Annotated in this window: 16 protein-coding genes; 4 read left to right on the top strand and 12 right to left on the bottom strand. The window is 71.7% G+C overall.

The window, feature by feature from the left end; all coding sequences use genetic code 11:
• Window positions 1-94: 94 nt before the first annotated feature.
• From KUM38_RS00010 to KUM38_RS00065, 12 genes are all read right to left on the bottom strand, one after another.
• Entirely contained in the window at window positions 95-766 is a 672-nt protein-coding gene (locus KUM38_RS00010; RefSeq protein ID WP_217127139.1) for a response regulator transcription factor, read from the bottom strand.
• Window positions 763-2,031, bottom strand: coding sequence for a sensor histidine kinase (locus tag KUM38_RS00015; RefSeq protein ID WP_254396459.1), 1,269 nt, complete (start codon window positions 2,029-2,031; stop codon window positions 763-765). The genes KUM38_RS00010 and KUM38_RS00015 overlap by 4 nt, the downstream gene beginning before the upstream one ends.
• Window positions 2,032-2,076: 45 nt before the next feature.
• A complete protein-coding gene (locus tag KUM38_RS00020) occupies window positions 2,077-2,844 on the bottom strand; it encodes an ABC transporter permease (protein ID WP_217127141.1) in 768 nt (255 codons plus the stop codon).
• On the bottom strand, window positions 2,841-3,761 hold the full coding sequence (locus KUM38_RS00025) for an ABC transporter ATP-binding protein (protein ID WP_217127142.1): 921 nt from the start codon (window positions 3,759-3,761) through the stop codon (window positions 2,841-2,843). The genes KUM38_RS00020 and KUM38_RS00025 overlap by 4 nt, the downstream gene beginning before the upstream one ends.
• A gap of 186 nt (window positions 3,762-3,947) precedes the next feature.
• Window positions 3,948-5,489, bottom strand: coding sequence for a type IV secretory system conjugative DNA transfer family protein (locus KUM38_RS00030; RefSeq protein ID WP_217127143.1), 1,542 nt, complete (start codon window positions 5,487-5,489; stop codon window positions 3,948-3,950).
• 12 nt (window positions 5,490-5,501) lie between these two features.
• The gene (locus tag KUM38_RS00035) at window positions 5,502-6,911 is read right to left on the bottom strand and encodes an ATP-binding protein (protein ID WP_217127144.1); all 1,410 of its coding nucleotides are present in this window, start codon (window positions 6,909-6,911) and stop codon (window positions 5,502-5,504) included.
• A 13-nt stretch (window positions 6,912-6,924) separates the two neighbouring features.
• On the bottom strand, window positions 6,925-8,484 hold the full coding sequence (locus KUM38_RS00040) for an SCO6880 family protein (RefSeq protein WP_217127145.1): 1,560 nt from the start codon (window positions 8,482-8,484) through the stop codon (window positions 6,925-6,927).
• Window positions 8,481-9,800 carry a hypothetical protein gene (locus KUM38_RS00045; RefSeq protein ID WP_217127146.1) on the bottom strand — a complete coding sequence of 440 codons (1,320 nt, stop codon included), beginning with the start codon at window positions 9,798-9,800 and terminating at the stop codon, window positions 8,481-8,483. Before KUM38_RS00045 ends, KUM38_RS00040 begins: the two co-directional genes overlap by 4 nt.
• Window positions 9,790-10,596, bottom strand: coding sequence for a hypothetical protein (locus KUM38_RS00050; RefSeq protein WP_217127147.1), 807 nt, complete (start codon window positions 10,594-10,596; stop codon window positions 9,790-9,792). Before KUM38_RS00050 ends, KUM38_RS00045 begins: the two co-directional genes overlap by 11 nt.
• 202 nt (window positions 10,597-10,798) lie before the next feature.
• Window positions 10,799-11,107 (bottom strand): hypothetical protein, encoded by a 309-nt coding sequence (locus KUM38_RS00055; protein WP_030829533.1) that lies wholly within the window; start codon window positions 11,105-11,107, stop codon window positions 10,799-10,801.
• A 503-nt stretch (window positions 11,108-11,610) separates the two neighbouring features.
• Window positions 11,611-11,964 (bottom strand): DUF397 domain-containing protein, encoded by a 354-nt coding sequence (locus KUM38_RS00060; RefSeq protein WP_217127148.1) that lies wholly within the window; start codon window positions 11,962-11,964, stop codon window positions 11,611-11,613.
• An 11-nt stretch (window positions 11,965-11,975) separates the two neighbouring features.
• Entirely contained in the window at window positions 11,976-12,821 is an 846-nt protein-coding gene (locus KUM38_RS00065) for a helix-turn-helix transcriptional regulator (RefSeq protein WP_308408865.1), read from the bottom strand.
• Window positions 12,822-13,023: 202 nt separating this feature from the next.
• On the opposite strand from KUM38_RS00065, the gene KUM38_RS00070 reads away from it, so the two are divergent.
• The 4 genes from KUM38_RS00070 (at window position 13,024) to KUM38_RS00085 (ending at window position 20,078) form a co-directional block, all read left to right on the top strand.
• Window positions 13,024-13,488 carry an ATP-binding protein gene (locus tag KUM38_RS00070; protein WP_217127149.1) on the top strand — a complete coding sequence of 155 codons (465 nt, stop codon included), beginning with the start codon at window positions 13,024-13,026 and terminating at the stop codon, window positions 13,486-13,488.
• Between the two features lie 540 nt (window positions 13,489-14,028).
• Entirely contained in the window at window positions 14,029-14,976 is a 948-nt protein-coding gene (locus KUM38_RS00075; protein ID WP_254396461.1) for an NlpC/P60 family protein, read from the top strand.
• A 211-nt stretch (window positions 14,977-15,187) separates the two neighbouring features.
• Complete coding sequence (locus KUM38_RS00080; protein ID WP_217127151.1) at window positions 15,188-15,898, top strand: phosphatase PAP2 family protein; 711 nt, start codon at window positions 15,188-15,190, stop codon at window positions 15,896-15,898.
• Window positions 15,899-15,980: 82 nt separating this feature from the next.
• Complete coding sequence (locus tag KUM38_RS00085; protein ID WP_217127152.1) at window positions 15,981-20,078, top strand: hypothetical protein; 4,098 nt, start codon at window positions 15,981-15,983, stop codon at window positions 20,076-20,078.
• Window positions 20,079-20,117 lie beyond the last annotated feature (39 nt).

Genomic DNA, 20,117 nt, shown 5'->3' on the forward strand with positions numbered 1-20,117 from the left:
TGGTACTGCAGGGGGGACCCTGTGGGAGAGTAGGACGCCGCCGAACAATTCTTCGGGAAAACCCCGCACCGTATGGTGCGGGGTTTTCTGCGTTTCAGGACGGCTCCACCAGTTTCGTGTCGTACGCCAGGATCACGGCCTGGATGCGGTCCCGTGAGCCGGTCTTCGCGAGGATCCGGCCCACGTGGGTTTTCACCGTGGACTCGGCCAGGTGGAGGCGGGCGGCGATCTCGGTGTTCGTCCAGCCCTTTCCGATGACCGTGAGGATTTCGCGTTCCCGCTCCGTGAGGGCGGACAGACGCGCGTCGTTCGGGGGGACGGCCACGGTGCCGTCGCCGGTGGGCAGATGCTGGGCGTAGGCGTCGAGGAGGCGGCGGGTCAGGCTGGGGGCGACGACCGCGTCCCCGGTCGCCACGGAGCGGATGCCGGAGAGGAGCTCCTCCGGCTGGGCGTCCTTGACGAGGAAGCCGGAGGCGCCCGCGCGGAGGCCGGCGTAGGCGTACTCGTCCAGGTCGAACGTCGTCAGGATGAGGACACGGGTGCGGTCGCCGGTGGCGACGATGCGGCGGGTCGCCTCGATGCCGTCCAGGCCGGGCATGCGGATGTCCATCAGGACCACGTCGGGGTGCAGCTCCGCCGTCATGCGGATCGCTTCGGTGCCGTTCGCCGCCTCGCCCAGGACGGTGAGGTCGTCCTGGCTCTCCAGGAGCATGCGGAAGCCGAAGCGCTGGAGGGGCTGGTCGTCGGCGATGAGGACGGTGGTCACTGCGGGGATTCCTCCGGAAGGTGCAGACGGACGCGCCAGCCCTGCTCGGGCCGCGGTCGGGGGCCGGCCTCAAGTGTGCCGCCGTACAGGGCGGTTCGTTCACGCATGCCGGGGAGTCCGCGGCCGTCGGAGGGGGCGGTCGTCGTCGGGGTTCCCGTGTCGGTGACGGTGACCGTGACGGCGCCCTTGTCGCCGTAGGCGATGGAGATCTCCGAGGTGGCGTCGGGGCCGGCGTGTTTGAGGGTGTTGGTGAGGGCTTCCTGGATGACGCGGTAGACGGTGAGCTGACGGCCCGGGGGGAGGGTGGTCCGGCCCTCGACGGTGGTGTGGACGGGCAGGCCCGCGTTGCGGACGCCGTCGATGAGCTGGTCCAGGTCGGTGAGGGCCGGCTGGGGGGCCAGTTCCGCGGGGTGGGCCGCTGTCCCCTCGTCCCTCAGGACGTCCAGGAGGCGGCGCAGTTCGCCGAGGGCCTGGCGGCTGGTGGTGGCGATGGCGTCCAGGGCCTGGGCGGCGCGTTCCGGGGACTTGCCGGCCGCGTACCTGCCGCCGTCGGCGAGGCCCGTGATGACGGAGAGGTTGTGGCCGATGATGTCGTGCATCTCGCGGGCGATGCGGGCGCGCTCGGCGGCGGCGGCGAGCCGGGCCTGCTGGTCGCGTTCGATCTCCAGGCGGCGGGCGCGGTCCTCCAGGGCCTCGGTGTAGTTCTGCCGGGTGCGGACCGTGATGCCGATGAGGACGGCCACGAGGACGGACGTCAGTTGGGAGCCGATCTGCTGGCTCCACTCGCCCTCTCCGTAGCGGGCCGTGGAGATCACCACGGGTGTGAGCATCAGGGCCGTGGCCCACCACAGATTGCGCAGGGGGAGGCGCAGGGCGATGTGGTAGACGACGACGAGCTGGAGCAGTGCCGCCTGGAGTGCGGTGCCGGTCCAGGCGTTGGCCAGGGCGAACGGGGCCATGGCGAGCAGGACCGCCGCGGGGTGGGTGCGGCGCCACAGGAGGGGGACGGACAGGCCGAGGCTCAGGGCGAGGAGCAGCGGGCCGGGGGCGTCCGGGCTGTGGGTGATGGTGCGCCAGCCGCCGCCGGTGTAGTCGATGAGGGCGGCCGTCACCCAGAAGCCGGTGAAGTGCAGGTCCCACAGCAGCGGGTGGCGCCGGTCGAAGGCGTGTGCCCGCTGGTTGGCGCGTTGCAGGTACTGGGTGAGGGGCTCCGTCGTCCGTACCCCCGTCGTCGGAGCCTCCTGGTCGTCCGTCACGAGGTCCATGGTCGTGGGTGCGTCCGCCGGGGGGAACACGGTGGGTGGCATGGGTCAGACGTCCCGGCGGCGCAGGGTCGTCGCGGCCGCGGCCAGGGACGCCGCCGCCCACAGGGCGAGGGTGAGCAGGGCCGTGCCCGGGGAGGTGGTGCCGGCGGCGGTGAGGGACTGCAGGGCCTGGGCGGGGAAGTGGTCGACGACGTCGTCGACGACGGCGTACGGGAGCATCGCCAGGACCTCCGGCACGATCATGACGAGGCCGATGTACGCGCCGATGGCCAGGGGGATCGAACGGGTCACGGCACCGAAGCCGAGGGCCGTCACGGCGAGGAGGGTGAGGCCCGCCGCGTTGCCGACGAGGCCGCGCAGGACGCCGGGGTCGCCGAGGGCGGCGGACTGGTCGGTGTCGGTGAGGAAGGCCTGGGCCAGGGGGAAGGTGAGCAGGTTGGTCAGCAGGCACAGGGGGAGGGCGACCGCGGCCAGGACGGCGGCCTTGGACCACAGGACGGGCAGGCGGCGCGGTACGGCGGTCATCGTGGCCCGGATCTGGCCGGTGGAGTACTCGCCGGCGGTGGCGAGGATGCCCAGGACGGCCAGGTTGACGGTGGCGAACTGGGTGCCGAGGAGGACGAAGACGACCGTGTCGAGGCCGCCTTCGCCGGTGCCGTCGTAGGCGGCGCTGATGCCGGTGCCCATGGCGAGGGTGAGGGCGCTGGTGGCGACGAGGTTGACCCAGGTGGAGCGGAGCGTCCACAGCTTGTGCCATTCGGAGTGCAGGACGCGGGCCGGGGTGGTCCGGTAGGGCTGGACGGCGGTGGTCATGCGGCTGCTCCTTCCAGGGTGGCGGGGTACTCGACCGCGTCGTGGGTGAGGTTCATGAACGCCTCCTCCAGGGAGGCCGTGTTCGGGGTGAGTTCGAAGAGGGGGATGCCGTGGGCGGCGGCCGTGCGGCCGATGTGCTCGGCGTCGGTGCCGTGCACGGTGAGGGTGCCGGGGGCGTCGGTGGTGACCGTGACACCGGGGGCGGTGAGGTGGCGTACGAGGTCGGCGGCGTCCGGGGTGACGACCTTGACCGAGCCCGCGCCGGAGTGGCGTACGAAGTCGGTGACGGTGGTGTCGGCGAGGAGCCGACCGCGGCCGATGATGACCAGGTGGTCGGCGGTGAGGGCCATCTCGCTCATCAGGTGGGAGGAGACCAGGACGGTACGGCCCTCGGTGGCCAGGGACTTGAGGAGGGTGCGGATCCACAGGACGCCCTCGGGGTCGAGGCCGTTGACCGGCTCGTCGAGGATGACCGTGGCCGGGTCGCCGAGCAGGGCGGCGGCGATGCCGAGGCGCTGGCCCATGCCGAGGGAGAAGCCCTTGACCCGGCGGTGGGCCACGTCGGTCAGGCCGGTGAGGCCCAGGACGTGCTCGACGCGGCTCTTCGGGATGCCGTGGGTGAGGGCGAGGGCGCGCAGGTGGTGGTGGGCGGTGCGGCCGGGGTGGACGGAGCGGGCCTCCAGCAGGGCGCCGACCTCGGTGAGGGGTGCGGGGTGGGCGGCGTAGGAGCGGCCGCCGACGGTGGCGTGGCCGCGGGTGGGGGCGTCCAGGCCGAGGATCATCCGCATGGTGGTGGACTTGCCGGCGCCGTTCGGGCCGAGGAAGCCGGTGACGGTGCCGGGGCGGACGGTGAAGGACAGGCCGGTGACGACGGTCCGGTCGCCGTAGCGTTTGGTGAGGTCCTGTGCCGTAATCATGCTTCGATGCTCGGCCGTGCGGGGGCGGCGGGCGTCGGACCGCGGGCCGTATTCCGGGTGAGGACGGTGGTACCCCGGTACTACGGCGGCGGCCATGGGTGCCGCGCCCTTCGTGGAGAGCGGGGTGACCGTGCCGTTGGCGGACAGGCCGGGGGAGCGGGGGGTGGTCCTCGAGCGCGGACGCGTTCACACCGGTAGTTCGTCGTGGGGCCAGCGGGTTCTGCCCTGTTCGCGGGAGCGGAGCAGCGCCAGGGTGGGCATGCCGTGATCGGCGCCGGTGGCGAGCAGTTCCGGGAGCTGGGGGAGCGGGGCCACGGCCGCCACGTCGTCCAGGACGAGGGTGAGTGGTGGGTCGAGCCGACCGGAGGATGACCGTTCGGCCATGCGCCGGCCGTGCTCGACCACGTGTGAGGCGAGGGCCGTCAGCAGGGGCATCGCGCCCGGGCTGGTGCGGGGGTCCTCGATGGATTCACCCACGACGTAAAGCGTTCCCCCTTCATGGACGAAGGAATCCAAGGCGAGGGCATCATTTCGGTTGGGAGTGCAGGCCTCGCGGACGTTGACCGTGGAGAGCGCGGCCAGGGCGCGGGTGGTCAGCTGCTGGGCCATGTCCCGGCGTTCGGGGTGCGCGGTGAGGGCCGCCTCGAGTTCGCCGGCGGCGCCGGGGGCGGCCTTGGGGTTGGTGCGGAGGATGCGTACGGCGTCGTGGACCTGGAGGCCCTGGGACCAGCGGTGGACGTGGCGGATCGTACGGCCGTCGACGGCGGCGGCGTGGACGTAGCTGCGGAGCAGGGTCTCCGCGGTGTCGCTGACCGCCTGGTCGAGGCGGGAGGTGGGGCGGACGGGGGCGAGGAGTGCGGCCGCCCTGGCTTTGGCCGTGTCCTTGTCCTCGCAGCCGGCTGTGGGGGACCAGTGGAGGCGGGCGGGCGTGTCGCAGAGGTGGGTGGGGTCGTAGAGGTGGGTGGGGCCGAGTTTGGCGCGGGCGTCCTTGGTGTCGTGCCAGAGGGTGGGGTTGGAGGTGAGGACGAGGGCGGGGCCCTCCGCGTCGCGCACGGCCTGGGCCGCGGTGGTGTGGCGGGTGGCCGGGGGGCCGTAGTGGACCCCCGCGCCTCCGGAGCGGGGTGTTTCCCACCCGCCCGTCCGTTCGCTCTCGGACAGGGAGGTGAGCGCCGTTTCCTGCGGCGCGGGTGAGGGTGACTGCCGGGGTGCCGGTGGCTGCACCGGCTGCGGTGCCGGCGTCTCCTGCTCGGGCCCTCTTGGCGTCGGCACCTCGTGCACCGGCTGCGGTGTCGGCTGCGGCTGCCGCTCGGGCCGTTGCGTCGGCATGACCCCCGTCGCCCGCTCCGCCCGGCGTCGTGCCCGTACCGCTCTCCAGCGGGCCACCGTGCCCAGCACGAACACCGTCAGGACGGTCAGGATCATCAGCTGGCCGATGAACAGGCCCCAGAAGAGGCCGTACCCCGAGAGGGCGGCCTCCGGGGTGTCCGGCCAGGCGCCGGGGAGGTTCTGCGGGTCGGCGACGAGGTGGCGCATGGCCACCGGGGTGCGGGCGAAGGTGACGCCGGACGGCCAGTGGCCGTGGGCGAAGAGGCCCGCGAGGCCGGTGGCCGTCCACACCATCGTGGTGACGCCGATGAGGAACGCGAGGATGCCGATCAGCAGCCCGTCGGGGATGCCGCCGCCCTGGCCGCCGGCCCGGCCGTGCTCACGGTGATCGTCCGGTCTCACGCGTGCCCCCCTTTACGCCACCGTCGATTCGGAGTCGCCGACGTGCTGTTCCACGAAGGCCGCCGCCCGTTCCTCCGCCTCCCGTTCGGCGGCGCGCAGGGCGTCGTCGGTGAGGTCGGCGGAGGACTCGGTCATCGCGCGGTCGGTGAAGACCAGCGGGCGTTCGGTCTCCGTGACCAGGTGTTTGACCACCTGGACGTTGCCGTTGACGTCCCAGACCGCGATGCCGGGGGTGAGGGTCGGGATGATCTCCACGGCCCACCGGGGCAGGCCGAGGACCCGGCCGGTCGCCCGCGCCTCGTCCGCCTTCTGGGCGTAGATGGTCCGGGTCGACGCCATCTTCAGGATGGCCGCCGCCTCCTTCGCCGCCGCCCCGTCCACCACGTCGGACAGGTGGTGGACGACCGCGACGAACGACAGACCGAGCCGCCGCCCGAACTTCAGCAGCCGCTGGAACAGCTGGGCGACGAACGGGCTGTTGATGATGTGCCAGGCCTCCTCGACCAGGAAGATGCGTTTCTTCCGGTCGGGGCGGATCCAGGTGTGCTCCAGCCACACGCCGACGATCGCCATCAGGATCGGCATGGCGATGGAGTTGCGGTCGATGTGGGACAGGTCGAAGACGATGAGCGGTGCGTCGAGGTCGATGCCGACGGTCGTCGGGCCGTCGAACATGCCGCGCAGGTCACCGTCGACCAGGCGGTCCAGGACCAGCGCGACGTCCAGGCCCCACGCCCGTACGTCGTCTATGGCGACGTTCATCGCCTCCGCCGACTCCGGTTCGGGGTGGCGCAGCCGCTCCACGATGTCGGAGAGGACCGGCTGGCGTTCGACGATCGTCTCGTTGACGTAGGCGTGCGCGACCTTGAGGGCGAAGCCGGAACGCTCGTCCAGGCCGTGGCCCATCGCGACCTCGATGATGGTCCGGAGCAGGGCGAGCTGCCCGGTGGTCGTGATCGCCGGGTCCAGGGGGTTGAGCCGGATGCCCTGGTCGAGTGCGGCCATCGGGTCCAGGCGGATCGGCGTTATCCCCAGCTCCTGCGCGATGAGGTTCCATTCACCGGCGCCGTCCTCGCCCTGGGCGTCCAGGACGACGACCTGGCGGTCGCGGAAGCGCAGCTGGCGCAGGACGTACGTCTTCTCCAGGGCCGACTTGCCGTTTCCCGACTCGCCGAGGACCAGCCAGTGCGGGGCGGGGAGCTGCTGGCCGTAGAGCTGGAAGGGGTCGTAGATGTAGCCCTTGCCGGAGTAGACCTCGCGGCCGATGATGACGCCGGAGTCGCCGAGGCCGGGGGCGGCGGTCGGGAGGTAGACCGCCTGTGCCTGGCCCGTGGACGTGCGCACCGGCAGCCGTGTCGTCTCGACCTTCCCGAACAGGAAGGACGTGAAGGCGTCGGTGACGACGGACAGCGGATCCCGCATATCGGCTCAGCCCCTACCTTCGAATGCCGGTGGCGAACGGGAGTGTGTTCACGAACGCGCGGTGGTGCTCGCGGTCGCACCACTCCAGCTTCAGGTACGACTTTCCGGCCGACGCCCGTATGGTCCGCTTGTCGCGGGCCAGGGCCTCGGGATTGCGGGAGGAGACGGTGATGTAGCCGACCAGGTTGACGCCGGCCGCGCCGCTGGCGAGGTCCTCGCCGCGCTGGTCCAGGCGGCTGTGGGCGGCGAGGTCGCGCGGGTCGACGGTGCGGTTCATCTTGGCGGCGCGGGACGCCTCCGCCTCGTCGTTGGTCTTCTCGGTCAGCATCCGCTCGATGGCGACCTCGGTGGGTTCGAGGTCCATGGTGACGGCGACCGTGCGGATCACGTCCGGGGTGTGGACGAGGAGGGGGGCCAGGAAGTTGACGCCCACCGGGGTCATCGGCCACTCCTTCACCCAGGCCGTGGCGTGGCACCAGGGGGCGCGGGTGACGGACTCGCGGGTCTTGGCCTGGAGGTAGGTGGGCTCCATGGCGTCCAGCTCGGCCGGCCAGGCGTTGCGCTGCGTCATCGCCTGGATGTGGTCGATCGGGTGGTCCGGGTCGTACATGGAGTGGATCAGCGAGGACAGTCTGCTCTGGCCGAGCGGCTGCCGTACGCGGATGTCGGCCTCCTGGAGCCGGGAGCAGATGTCGGTCAGCTCACGGGCCATGACGACGGCGAGCCCCGCGTCCCGGTCCACCTTGCCGCCGCCCTGGCTGCGCATCGCGCGGGCCATGGCGTTGGCCTCGGCGGCCAGCTCGCGCGTGTAGTGCATGCAGGCGACGAGGTAGGCGCGGTGCTGCTCGCTGCTGGTCGACACCATCGACTGGAGCTGGTCGTACGACTGCTGCAGCCACGGCGGCGACGTGGCGTCCCCGCGCACGGCGACGTCCTTGGCGTGCGCGTCGGGGTCGGCGGGCAGGGTGCGGGCGAGCATCTGGATGCGGGTCACGAAGCCGTCGCCGTTGGCCACGTGCTTCAGCAGCGTGCCGAAGCGGTCGACGAGGGCTTCCTGGTCCTCGGAGTCGCGCAGGCCGACGCCCGGCCCCTCGATCTCGATGGCGGCGGTGACGGTCTTGCGGTCCGCGTGCAGCAGTACGGCGATCTCGTCCGGTCCGAAGGGGGCGGCGAGCCAGGTGATCCGCCCGATCCCGGGCGGCGGCCCGATCTCCACCTCACGCCCGTCAAGGCGGGTGCCTGCCTCGACGGCGCCGGAGCGGTAGGTGGTGCCGCGGCGCACGGTGCGCTTGTAGCTGCGGTTGATCTCGAACCATTTGTAGAAGGTGCGGTGCTTGTACGGCACGTACACGGCGGCCAGTGCCAGCATCGGGAAACCGACGAGGAGGACGATCCGCACGGACAGGACGGGGACGAGGAGCCCGCACATCATGCCGAGGAACGCGCCCACGACGATCAGCGCGATCTCACCGGTCTCGCGATTACGGCCGACGATCGCGTTCGGCCGGGCGCGGCCGATCAGATACGTACGGCGGGGCGTGACCGGATGGGACAAATGGGACTCGGTCGTCAACGCCCTTCACCTCCCGTGCTGTTGTTACTGCTGTTGCGGGTGTTGCTGGCGTGGGGGGTGTTCACCGGGCTGCTCGAGCGGGGCGCGGGGGCGGTGGCTCCGCCGCCGTTCGACGTGCGCGAGCTGTGCGCGGCGACTCCGCCGGAGGCGGGGTTGGAGGGGCGGGGGCCGGTGGACTGGCCGCCGCGGTTGTTGTCGGCGCGGGTGCTGTGGGTCTTGATGCCCTGCGCGACCAGGGTCGCCGGGGAGCTCATGACGGCGGCGGCCTTGCCCTCGGCGCCCTGCATGAGGCGGTTGTTGCGGGAACTGGCGAGTTCGTCGCCGAAGCCGGGGACGAAGCGGTAGATCATCGCGGAGGCGAAGATGGCGAGCAGGATGATCGCCAGCCCGGAGACCACGGCGGAGAAGGCGTCGGGCCCCTCCTCGGCGGACAGCGCCCCGGCGAGGCCGAGCACGATCACGATCACCGGCTTCACGAGGATCACGGCGATCATGATCCCCGCCCAGCGGCGGACGTGGCCCCACAGGTTCTTGTCCACGAGGCCCGCGTAGACGACGGTGCCGAGGAGGGCGCCGACGTAGAGCAGGGCGGCGCGGATGACGAGCTCCAGCCAGAGGACGCCGGCGGCGAGGATGGAGACGAGGGAGACGACGATCAGCATGATCGGGCCGCCGCCGATGTCGTCGCCCTTTTCGAGCGCGCCGGAGAACGTGCCGAAGAACGTGTCCGTCTGGTCGCCGGTCGCCTTCGCGAGGACCTCGGTGACGCCGTCGGTCGCCGACACGATCGTGTAGAGGATCAGCGGGGTGAAGGCGGAGGCGAGGACGGTGAGCCAGAGGAAGCCGATCGCCTCGGACAGGGCGGTGGTGAGGGGGACGCCGCGCACCGCGCGCTTGGCGACCGCGAGCAGCCAGAGGATGAGGGTGAGGATCGTCGACGCGGCGAAGACGACGGCGTACTGCTGGAGGAACGTGTCGTTCGTGAAGTCGACGTTCGCGGTCTCCTGTACGGCGTCGCTGAGCTTGTCGACGGTCCAGGAGGCGGCGTCGGCGCAGCCCTGGGCGAGGGAGGCGAGGGGGTCGAGGGTGGTGGTGGGTTCGTTGAGGGTGGAGGAACTGCCGGACCCTTCGCCCTCTCTGCCTCGCTCGCAGTAGTCCTTGGCGCGGCCGGGGATGAGGTCGCAGGGGTTGTCGCTGTCCGTGGGCGTGGGCGTCGGTGTGGGTGCAGCGAGGGCCCGCGTGGCGAAGACGACGGCAGCCGCCTGTACGGCCGCGACGGCACCGGTCAGTTTGAGCAGGCGGTGGTTAGCGGGCATACGTGAACCCTCCGTACTCCTCGACGGCCTTCGCCATCTCGTCGGCGCTGGAGGCCCGCTTGTCACCGGGAACCGGGGTAGGGCCGTCCTTCTGAGAGTGGGTCACGATCTTCCAGTCGTCGTTGGTCCACTCAAGTTGCATGGTGATGGTGAACCAACTGTTGGTGACCGGGTTGGTGGAGCTCTCGCCTGCCAGCCCCAGAAGTCCGCTGCACCAGACCTCCACCGTTGCCGCGTCGGCAGACGACGCGGTGACCTTGGTGCCGATCGGGCTGGTACGCGAGACGAACGTGTGGCCCTTCGGCGTGGTGCCGTCGTCGTTGAGGCCCACGTTCTTGTTGAACTCCGGTGTGTACGCCTTGTCCAGCGTCGCCTCGAAGTCCGCGACGCGGTCGGGAACGATGATCGACTGAAGGATGACGTCTCGCCGGTCCTTGTCGAACATCTCGGCGGAGCCCAGCACCACCGAGTAGTTCGCCGCCGCGCTCTCCGCGCCCTGCTGGTCGTGGGCGAAGCCCGAGGGGATGCCGGACGCCTTCGAGCTGACCGGCTTCTTCCCCGACGGGGCTGTCGCCGCCGACTTGGGGGAGTCGCCGGAGCCGCCCTCCTCTGCGGCGGAATCGTCGCCTCCACGGTTCGCGAAGGCGATCGCCGCGATCAGGAGGACCACCACGCCGACCACCGTCACCAGGCTGCGCGACGACGAACGGCCGCCTCTGCGCGCGCCGCCGTACGGATCGCCGCCCCTTTCCGGCAGGCGGGTGCGGGTCTGGCCCGTGTCGTCTCCGAGACTCATACCGCGTACGCCCCCTCAGTGTCGTGCGGAAACGCCTCGTACTCCGCGTACTCCATGTACGACGGTAGCCGTGCTGGTCCCCGCGCGGGCGCGGTGTGGTGACTGGACATCAGGGAAACGCAACCTCAGCCGGTGGGCACGACGGGCGGGTGGGGTGGAGGGGGTGCCGGGCGTGCCCGGTCGGGAGCGATTGGGGGCGGGACTACACGGCCATTCCGTACACGATGGTGAACAGCGTGCCGAGCGAACCGATGATGAAGACGCCCGTGAGCCCCGCGATGATGAGGCCCTTGCCCTGTTCGGCACTGAACGTGTCCCTCAACGCCGTGGCGCCGATGCGCTGTTTGGCCGCCCCCCAGATGGCGATGCCCAGGCAGATGAGGATGGCGACCGCCATGACCACTTCGATCATGATTTTGGCCTCGTTGCCCAGGCTGCCGAAGGGGCCCCAATCCGGAGCGATCCCGCCGATAATGGTGTTGATGTCTCCCTCGTCGGCCGCGAAGAACATGTAAGTCACCGCCCCTGTATGGGTAGTTCCGCACCCCTGCGGTTGTGCAGAGGTCAGCCCTCATTGTCGCCGACGATGGCGCTGTCGCATGTCGACTTGGCGTCATCTGTTGGCGGGTTTCGTACGAATAGCTTGCCACCGGCGCGCGCCGTACTCCGGTAGGGGCGCGCTCCGCTGGGTGAGAAGTCGTATCGTCACTCTGTGTATCACGCTGGGTAATGCCGGGCAACGAGGTGTGTGCTCAGCGCGGCTTGAGCCCCGTGCGGCAGGAGGCGGATCGGCGCCTGTGCCCAGCCGGGGCCGGTTGGCGGCCTGGTGTTCCTCTGTCGGCCGGTGGGCGGGAGGGCACGGACTGGCCAGCTCACCTGAAATACGTGAGCATCTCGGCTCTCGTTGTCCTTGGGCTGCTCATTTGAGTGCCTGATGGGCGTTGCTCTGCCTACTGTTCACGCTTTTCAGCAGGATGGGTCTTCTCCCGCCCCGCGTTGCACGGGGGCGTGACGCTACGCCACGAAGTGGTCGAACTCGCCGGCCCGGACGCCGCGCACGAAGGTCTCCCAGCGACGGCGGTCGGTGGTGACGGCGGGGACTCCGGGGGCGCCGGGAGCGTGGAGGCGGACGGTGCGGTCGTCGTCGCCGACGGCAGTCACTTCGAGGCCGGGGCCCTGGGGGTCCCGGTGCGGTTCTTCCTTGAGGGAGCGGAGAAGGGTGCGGAAGGCGTCGGGGGTGGTGGTGAGGATCGCTCCGCCGGGGTCGGCGGATTCGGTTATGTGGATCCCGGTGGGGGTCGCGGCGATGTGCACGCAGGAGTCGCCCTCGCCGCAGTACGACGACTTCTGCCAGGTGAGCTGGGGCATCTCGGGTTCCTTCAGAGGCCTTGGGCGATGGTGTGGATGAGGTCCCGTGATTTCTCGGGGGCGAGGGCTCGGGTCTCCACCCGCTCCAGGACGGCGCGGTACTTGTCGAGCTGGGCCTCGGCATCGAGGAAGGTGGGGCCGTGTGACTGGTCGAGGTGGACGGTGTCGAGCTGGGGGACGGGCCCGCACGAGTAGAAGACCGACTGTCCCGACCCCGGGAAGCCTCCGGCAGCGAAGGGGATCACCTTGATGGTGATGTGTTCCCGCTCGCTCATGTCCAGCAGGTGCCGCAGTTGTGCCCTGGCGATGGAGGCGCCCCCGAACTGCATGCGCAACGCGGCTTCGTGAATGAGCGCCAGGTACGGCGTCGGGTTGTCCCGGTAGATCACGGTCTGGCGTTTGATGCGGAACGAGACGCGGTGCTCGATGTCGGGCGGCGCGAGTTCGGGCACGACCTGGCGGAACAGTGAGCGGGCGTGGTCGGTGGTCTGCAGTAGCCCGGGGATGTGGACGGTCACGGAGCCGCGCAGGTGGACGGCGTGGTGTTCAAGCTCGGCCAGATCGAGTAGCGCGGGCGACAGGAGGTCGCGGTACTCCTCCCACCAGCCGTGCCTGCGCTCGCCCGTCATTCCGGCGACGGCTTCGACGAGGGCCTTGTCGGCACAGTCGTAGTGGCAGGCCATGGCACGGACGCGCTCGGGACTCACGCCCGCCCGTCCCGCCTCTATGTTGCTGATCTGGTTCGGCTTGACGCCGAGGAGTTGACCGGCCTCGACGGCCGTCAGGCCCGCACGCTCCCGGAGTTTGCGCAGTTCAACGCCCAAGCGGAGCTGGCGACCCGTCGGATTGCTTCTCACGGGCTGGTCCGCCTCCTTGCCGTGCATGTCACTCACATGAGTGCAGTATGTGGGATTTCACTGGAACCGTATAAAGGCTTTTACGGTTCCGGCTAGCTTGGTTGCAGGCGCCCCGCCCGGAAGCGCACCGATCGACGGTTCGGCACTGCCACTGGGCAACTGTTCGCATTCACCCAACTGACCTCACCGATCGGAGACTTCCATGTCCACCGTATCCCCGCCCTGGTCCTACACCCTGCACCTCTCACGCGATCCACGCTCATCGGGGATCGCCCGCTCCACCCTGCGGTCCGTCCTGACCGCCTACGAGCTCGGCGAACTCGCCCCCACGGCCGAGCTGCTCGCCTCGGAGCTGCTGACCAACGCCCATCTGCACACCGGCGGCCCGTACGCCCTCCACATCCGCCCGACCGGGTCCGGTCAGCTCCGGGTGGGGGTGTGGGACAAGGGCTCGACCATCCCCTCCGGGCTGAGCGCCGGTTTCGCGTACGGTGCCATGCCGCACGGAGCCTCGGAGGGCGGGCGGGGCCTGGCCCTCGTACGGGCGTACGCCGACGCCTGGGGCGCCTCGCTGCTGGGGGGACCGGAGGGCGCGTCGGGCGGAAAGGTGCTGTGGGCGGAGTGCGGCCGGGGTGGCCCGATGCAGCCGTCCGAGGGCAGATCGTGAGGGGAGCCGGGTGCGTGAGCGCGGAGCAGGCGCGGTGACGGAACCGGCCCGGTACGGGGGACGCGTCACCGAGTGGGTCGCCGGACCTCCCGCCGGACTTCCCACCGGGCCCGCCCGTGCCACCGAAGGACCGGGTCCGTCCGCGGCCGGGGTGCCTGCGCGACGTTGCCGGGAGGAGTGAGGGCGCAACGGGTCCGTGGTGCGGATCGCGGGAGGAAAGCCGGTGATGTCCCCGACTCCGCGCGGCGGGCACGCGGGTGTGGTGAAGCGGGCACGGCGGCAGCCCGAAGCCGCTCTGTCCGAAGGGCTGGACGCGTACGAGGTGTCCTCTTCGACGTGGCCAGGGGCGGGCTTCCGGAATACGGCACTTCGCCACAGCCGTAGCAACCACGCCGAAGTACCTCGTGATCATTCCGAAGGGCGGGCACCGCCTCTACACTGACGTGCGGCGGTGGACTGCCGGACGGCGAGGGGCGGTTGGCGGTGCGTAAGACATGGGTCGCGGCGGGGATCGCCGTCAGTTCCGCGCTCGCCTTTGTGATGCTGCTCGTCGTCGGGGTCTACGTCGTCGCCGGGAACCTCGCCAACGGGGTGGGTGGCGGGGCGGCCAAGGCCCTCGCCAAGGGAAGCGTGCCGGCCGCGTATCAGGCGCTCGTGCAGAAGTGGGGCAACCACTGCCCCGCCATCAACCCGGCCCTGCTCGCCGCCCAGCTCTACCAGGAGAGCGGATTCAACCCGAAGGCGCAGAGCCATGCGGCGGCGCAGGGCATCGCCCAGTTCATCCCCGGTACGTGGGCCACGCACGGGATCGACGGGGACGGGGACGGGGACCGTGACGTGTGGGACCCGAAGGATGCGATTCCGTCGGCGGCGGCGTACGACTGCGCGCTCGCGTCCTATGTGAAGGACGTCGGCGGGAATCTGACCGAAAACATGCTCGCCTCGTACAACGCCGGGGCGTACGCGGTGATCAAGTACGGGGGTGTTCCGCCGTACAAGGAGACGCAGAACTACGTCAAGCGGATCCTGGCGCTGGAGGAGAGCTTCGCCGCGCCGGTGGGGCGGGTCGATCCGTCGAAGCAGGCGGCCGGGGCCATCGCGTACGCGCAGGAGAAGCTCGGGACGCTGTACCTGTGGGGCGGTAACGGTACGCCTGAGCACGGAGGACGGTTCGACTGCTCGGGGCTGACCAAGGCGGCGTACGAGAGCGTGGGGATCACGCTGCCGCGGGTGGCCAACGACCAGTACAACGCGGGGCCGCATCCGAAGCGGGACGAACTGCTGCCGGGCGATCTGGTGTTCTTCTCGGACGACCTCACCAATTCCCGGGCCATCCGGCATGTGGGTATTTATGTCGGCGGTGGGTACATGATCGACGCGCCCCGGACCGGGGCCGTGATCCGATTCGACCCGATCGACACGCCTGACTATTTTGGTGCCACCCGGGTCACCGAAGATGGCGCGAAAGCACTCCCCACCACGGTGTGAGCGGAGCGTCAACCCTCCCCCTGAGCTGCGGGGATGCATCTCTCTTCGATAACGTCTGCGTGATCATTCGGTGGAGTGTGGAACGTATCAACGGGGACCGTGCGTTCCTGTTGTCGTAGCCGAGCGAACGAGCGGATCTACAAACCACGGGGGTGGCGGGAACGGCGTGCGAACGGTGCGCCGGGAGATATGACGAAGGGGCCGCAGCACCATGGCTGGATTCGCCGATTCCGGGTCGAACCCCGACGTCGACCTGCTCTATGACATCAATGGCCTGGCGAAGGCCGCGCCGCCGTGGCTCGATCACCTCATGGAGTTCGTGGGTGAGTTCGGCCTGCTGTTCGCCTTGCTGGGGCTGCTGGTGTGGTGCTGGTGGGGCGTCAGGCGACGGGGCGGCGAGGACACGGCCCCGGCCGTGGCGGCCCTGGTGTGGGCCCCGCTCGCGGCGGGCGTCGCGGTCCTGGTGAACGTGCCGATACGTGGGTTCGTGGAGCGGCGCCGGCCCTTCCTCGACCATGAGGGGCTCGAGGTCCTGGTCGACGGCAAGAACGACTACTCGTTCGTCAGCGACCACGCGACGCTCTGCATGGCGCTGGCGGTGGGGTTGTTCCTGGTCAACCGGCGGCTCGGGATCATCGGCCTGGTGCTGGGGCTGCTGGGCGGGTTCATCCGGGTCTACATGGGTGTGCACTACCCGACGGACGTCGTGGGCGGGCTCGCGCTCGGTACGGCCGTCGCACTGCTGCTCTCGCCGCTCGCCATGGCGCTGCTGACGCCGCTGATGCGGGCGATCGAGCGGTCGCCGCGGGCGGGGTGGCTGATCACGGCGCGCGGGCGGCATCACGTCGAGGCGGGGCGGGTCGCTCCGGGGGCCAGGAACGGGGCGTCGGGCGGCCCCGAGGAGCGGGATCTGGCGGCCTGAGCCCGCCTCGGCCGCTGCCGGGAGACGATGACGGGTGCGGACTCGGGACCCGGTGTCGGTTCCTCCTGCCAGACTCGTCCGCATGACCAGCAGCACGGGAACCTCCGTTCCGGTTCCGGCCGATCACCGTGTCTCCGAGACGTACGCCGACTGGGCGCGTACGCAGGGCCCGGGTGCCGAGGCAGACGCGCGCACTCTGCTCGAACGGGTCGGACGGAAGAAGGTGACGGCCTGGGGCAAGCCCGGACGGTTCGTGGACGAGGCGGAGCGCACGGCCCGGGACCTGCCCGGCGCCCATCTGCCGTGGTTCTGGGACACCGTCGGCCACTGGCTGCTGGGGCTGCACCGCCGCTCCGCCGCCCGCGCCTACGCGAAGGCCCGCACCGCCGAGCGCACCCACGACCTGCCCGTCGACCCCGACTGGCGGCGGGCGAACCTGGCGCTGTTCGCCCGGTTCGGGGCACTCCCCGCCACCGAACTCAGCGGCGCCCCGGCCTGGCTGGCCGAGGTACTCGAACCGGTCGACGCGCACCACGAGTTCGTGGCGCTGCTGACTGTCTGGGCGGCGTCGCCCGGTGAGCTCCCGGCCGATCTGGCCCGCCGGATCCGGGACTCCGCGCGGGCCGCGGGGCTCGGCGCCGACGAGGAGGCGAGGGTGCTGGGCGAGGTGCTGGCGGCGGCGCACGGGAAGGCCGTCCCGGACCGGCTGTTCGAGGCCGCGCGCGGACCGCTCTCCGCCCATCCGCCGTCCGACGACCGGGCCACCGCCCTCCTCGACCTGTTCCCCGAGTCGAAGAACGACGCGGCCGCCTGGCTGCGGCTGCTCCTCGCCTGCGGCGCCGCCGACGCCGCCGCGGCCGGCCGGATCACCCCGGAGGGCGGACTCGGCGAGTGGCTGCGCCGCTACGCGTCCCGGTACGCGCACCGCACCGTCGCCGGTGGCGGGGTGACACGGCAGGCGGTGCCCGCCGAACTCCTCGACCTGGTCACCAGGTTCGCGCCGCTGCTGAAGGCGGACGGCACCCCGGTCCGGCTGCACGAGGACCGTTACCGCTGGCCGCACCTCGACGCGGACCTGCTCGACGTCTGCCTCGCCGAGGGCATACCCGTCCACGACCCCGGACCACTGGTCCGGCTGGAGGTCTGGGGCGAGCACTCACGGCGTGACCTCAGGGCGCTCGCCGCGGACCCCGTGTTCGGGGCACGGCTGGAAGGCGCCGTCCACGACGGGCGGCCCGGTGGCGGCAGCGCCATCAGCGGGCTCCCGCACACTCCGGAGATCGCCGCCGAGGTGCGCGCCAGGATCGAGAAGCTGCTGGACGCGCTGCGGGGCGGCGGGCTCGCCGCCGCCGACGAGGCCGTCGACGAACTGCGCGACCTCCTCGACCGGCCCACCGTCCTCGCCCTGGACGGCATCGAGGAGGCGCTCGACGCGCTGGACCTCACCGGCCCGCTGGCCCGCGCCCTGCGCGCCGGCCTGCCCGAGGAGCTGGGCTGGCCCGCGCTGGAGCAGGCCCTCACCGGATTCCGGCCGGACGAGGAGGTGTACGTCACCTGCACCTGGCCGGTGCTCACCGTGTACGGCGACACCCGCGCGGTCGCCGTCGACCACGCGGGTCGGGTCGGCGAGTACACCCTGCGCCTGCCGGACGGCGCCGGACCGCACTCCGTGCACTGGGTGGGCGGCCAGTTCCTCGTCGCCTGGGAGGGGACGGACGACAACGGGGGCGGGGCGTACTGGTCCGGCAGCCCCGCCGACACGTTCCGGCCGGAGCACTTCTACGGGCTGCGGCCCTACGGCGGCAACATCCAGCGGGGCCTCGGCTACCAGTTCCGGACACCGGACGGCGGCGGCCGCTTCGACGGGGAGCGCGTCCTGCGTCCCGGCGAACAGGTCGGTGTCGGCCACCGGGACTACCAGATGTACGACGGCCGCGACTTCTGGAGCGCGGAGGTGTTCAGCGAGCGCCGCGGCGGATGGGCACGCCTGGACCCGGTCACCGGCGAACCCACCGGCGACCGTACCCTGCCCGCCTTCCACTCCCCGGAGGCATGTCCGGACGGGTTCCCGGACGGCACGCAGCCCTTCCCCGACCACCGCATCCTCGCCGAACTGCCGCCCGGCGCCCCACCGTCACCGCTCGGCCAGGACGGCCGGCTCACCGGCTGCCGGGTCCTCCACACCGCCTACTCCGGTTACTCGCCACGCGAGTTCGTGCTGGAGTCCATCGACGGGCGCACCGCGTCCTACCGCACCCGCACCTGGGGCCGCCGCCCGTGGGGCATCCTCGCCCTGCCGGCCGGCGGGGAGGACACCGTCGTCACCGGCGGCACCACCGTCCGCTGCCACTCCGCCGAGGACAACTCCCTGCTCTGGCAGGTCCGGGGCTTCGCCGGAAGCCGCGACCGCACGCCGGTCCGCGCCACCCTCGGCGACCAGGCGGGCCCCGTGCCGCCGCCCGCCTTCTGGCACTTCCTCACCCCGCGCGACGAGGCCTCGTCGCGTGCGCTGCGCGCCGTCACCGACACGGCCGCCCGCGCGCTGCTGTCGTCCGGGGGCGACGCGGAGCTGCCCGGCGTGACCGAGCCGGGGATCCGGCAGGGGGTGGCCCGTGCCGTACGGCTCGCCGCCGAGGTGCTGCGCCGCCGGCGGGAGCTGTCGCACCGGGTGGCCGTGATGCGCTCCGGAGCGGTGGTCGAACTGCCCGACCCGGTGCCCGACACCCTGGTCGTCCCGGTGCTGCAAGGGCTGGTGGCCCGGAACGCGCTCTACCGGAAGCAGTTGCAGCCCCGGCCCGCCCTGCTCACCTCCGTCGCCGCCGACGGCCGTCATCTGCGCGGCGAGATCGACGACGAGGCGCGGATCCTCGCCCTGCCCGCGCCGCCGCCCGACTGGACCGGGCTCGTCGGCGGCATCGACGCCGTGGCCTGGCGGGCCGTCGTCGCGGGCACCCCGGACGACCGGCGGAAGATGTTCACCGCGCTGCTCGAGGTCTGGTCCCGCCAGCCCTTCGCGGAAGCGGGCAGCCGCTGGCGCACCGGCCGCGCACCCCAGGAGCGGATCGCCGAACTCCGCGCGGCCGGGACCACCGTGGCCTCCCATCAGGGACCCGGTCACCTCGCCTCGTTCCTCCAGCGCGCCGCCGACCCCGCGCCCGCCGGCGCGGAGGACTGCCGGGAGCACACCGTCAGCGGCGACGACACCGTCCGGCTGCCCCGCCTGCTGACCCTGCTCGGCGAGCACGGCCCGCTCCCGGTGCCCGACGGGGCGGTGGACCTGTTCCGCTGGCGCACGGGTGTGCCGCGGGCGGTCGCCGCGCTGGTCCTCGACGGTTTCGCGGGCTGCGACGACCACGCCGCGGACCTCAAGGTGTGCCGCGCGAAGCCGTACAGGGCGGACTGGGCCACCGCACGCGTGTACGTCGACCTGGCGTGGGAGCTCGGCTTCACCGGCCGGCTGGCCGTGCTCTCCGCCGCCGTCCCCGCGGACCCCGCCGAGCTGTGGGCCCCCGGCGGCATGACCGCCGCCGCGGACCGGATGGCCACCACCTGGTCCGAACTGCTCGCCGTCACCCCGTACACCGACGACGGCAGCCATGCCGCCGCGCTGGCCAAGGACCACGGGCTGCCGGCGACCTGGATCACCGCCCTGCTCACCGGCCGCCCGGAGGAACCGCTCGACGACGCCGGGACCGAGGCCGCCGTCACCGCCGTCACCTGGGCGCTCGCCGAGCGGCCGGTCGGCGACCCGGCCGCCGAGGGCGCACGTGCGCTGATCGATCAGCTCGTCGGCGCCCCCACCGAACTGCGCACCGCCCTGCGCGCCTTGGCGGACCGGTCCCTCGCCACCCCGGTCCCGCCGGGTCAGTACGAGGCCAATCCCCTCTTCAGCGTCCCGGAGCTGGTGGACGAGGTGGCGGCGGCCCTCGGCGTCGGCCGGGACGCGGCGGCCCTCCACCTCCAGCTGCACGCCCTGGACCGCCCGTCCGACCGCACGGTACGACGCTGGAACGGCTGGACCCCGGACCACCACCGTGCCGTCCGCGGGGAACTCACCGCGGCGAAGGCCCCCCGCCCCGTCCGGGCCGAGCCGGAGGTCCTTCCGCCGCCCGCGCACGAGCGGTTCGCCCGGGCCTGGAAGGAGGGCACGGCACGCCCGCGGGCCAAGGGCCGGGGCTGACGTCACCTCCGGGGGCGGCCCACGCGCGGACGCCGGTAC

The sequence above is a fragment of the Streptomyces sp. AC558_RSS880 genome, from assembly GCF_019049255.1.
Classification (GTDB): Bacteria; Actinomycetota; Actinomycetes; order Streptomycetales; family Streptomycetaceae; genus Streptomyces.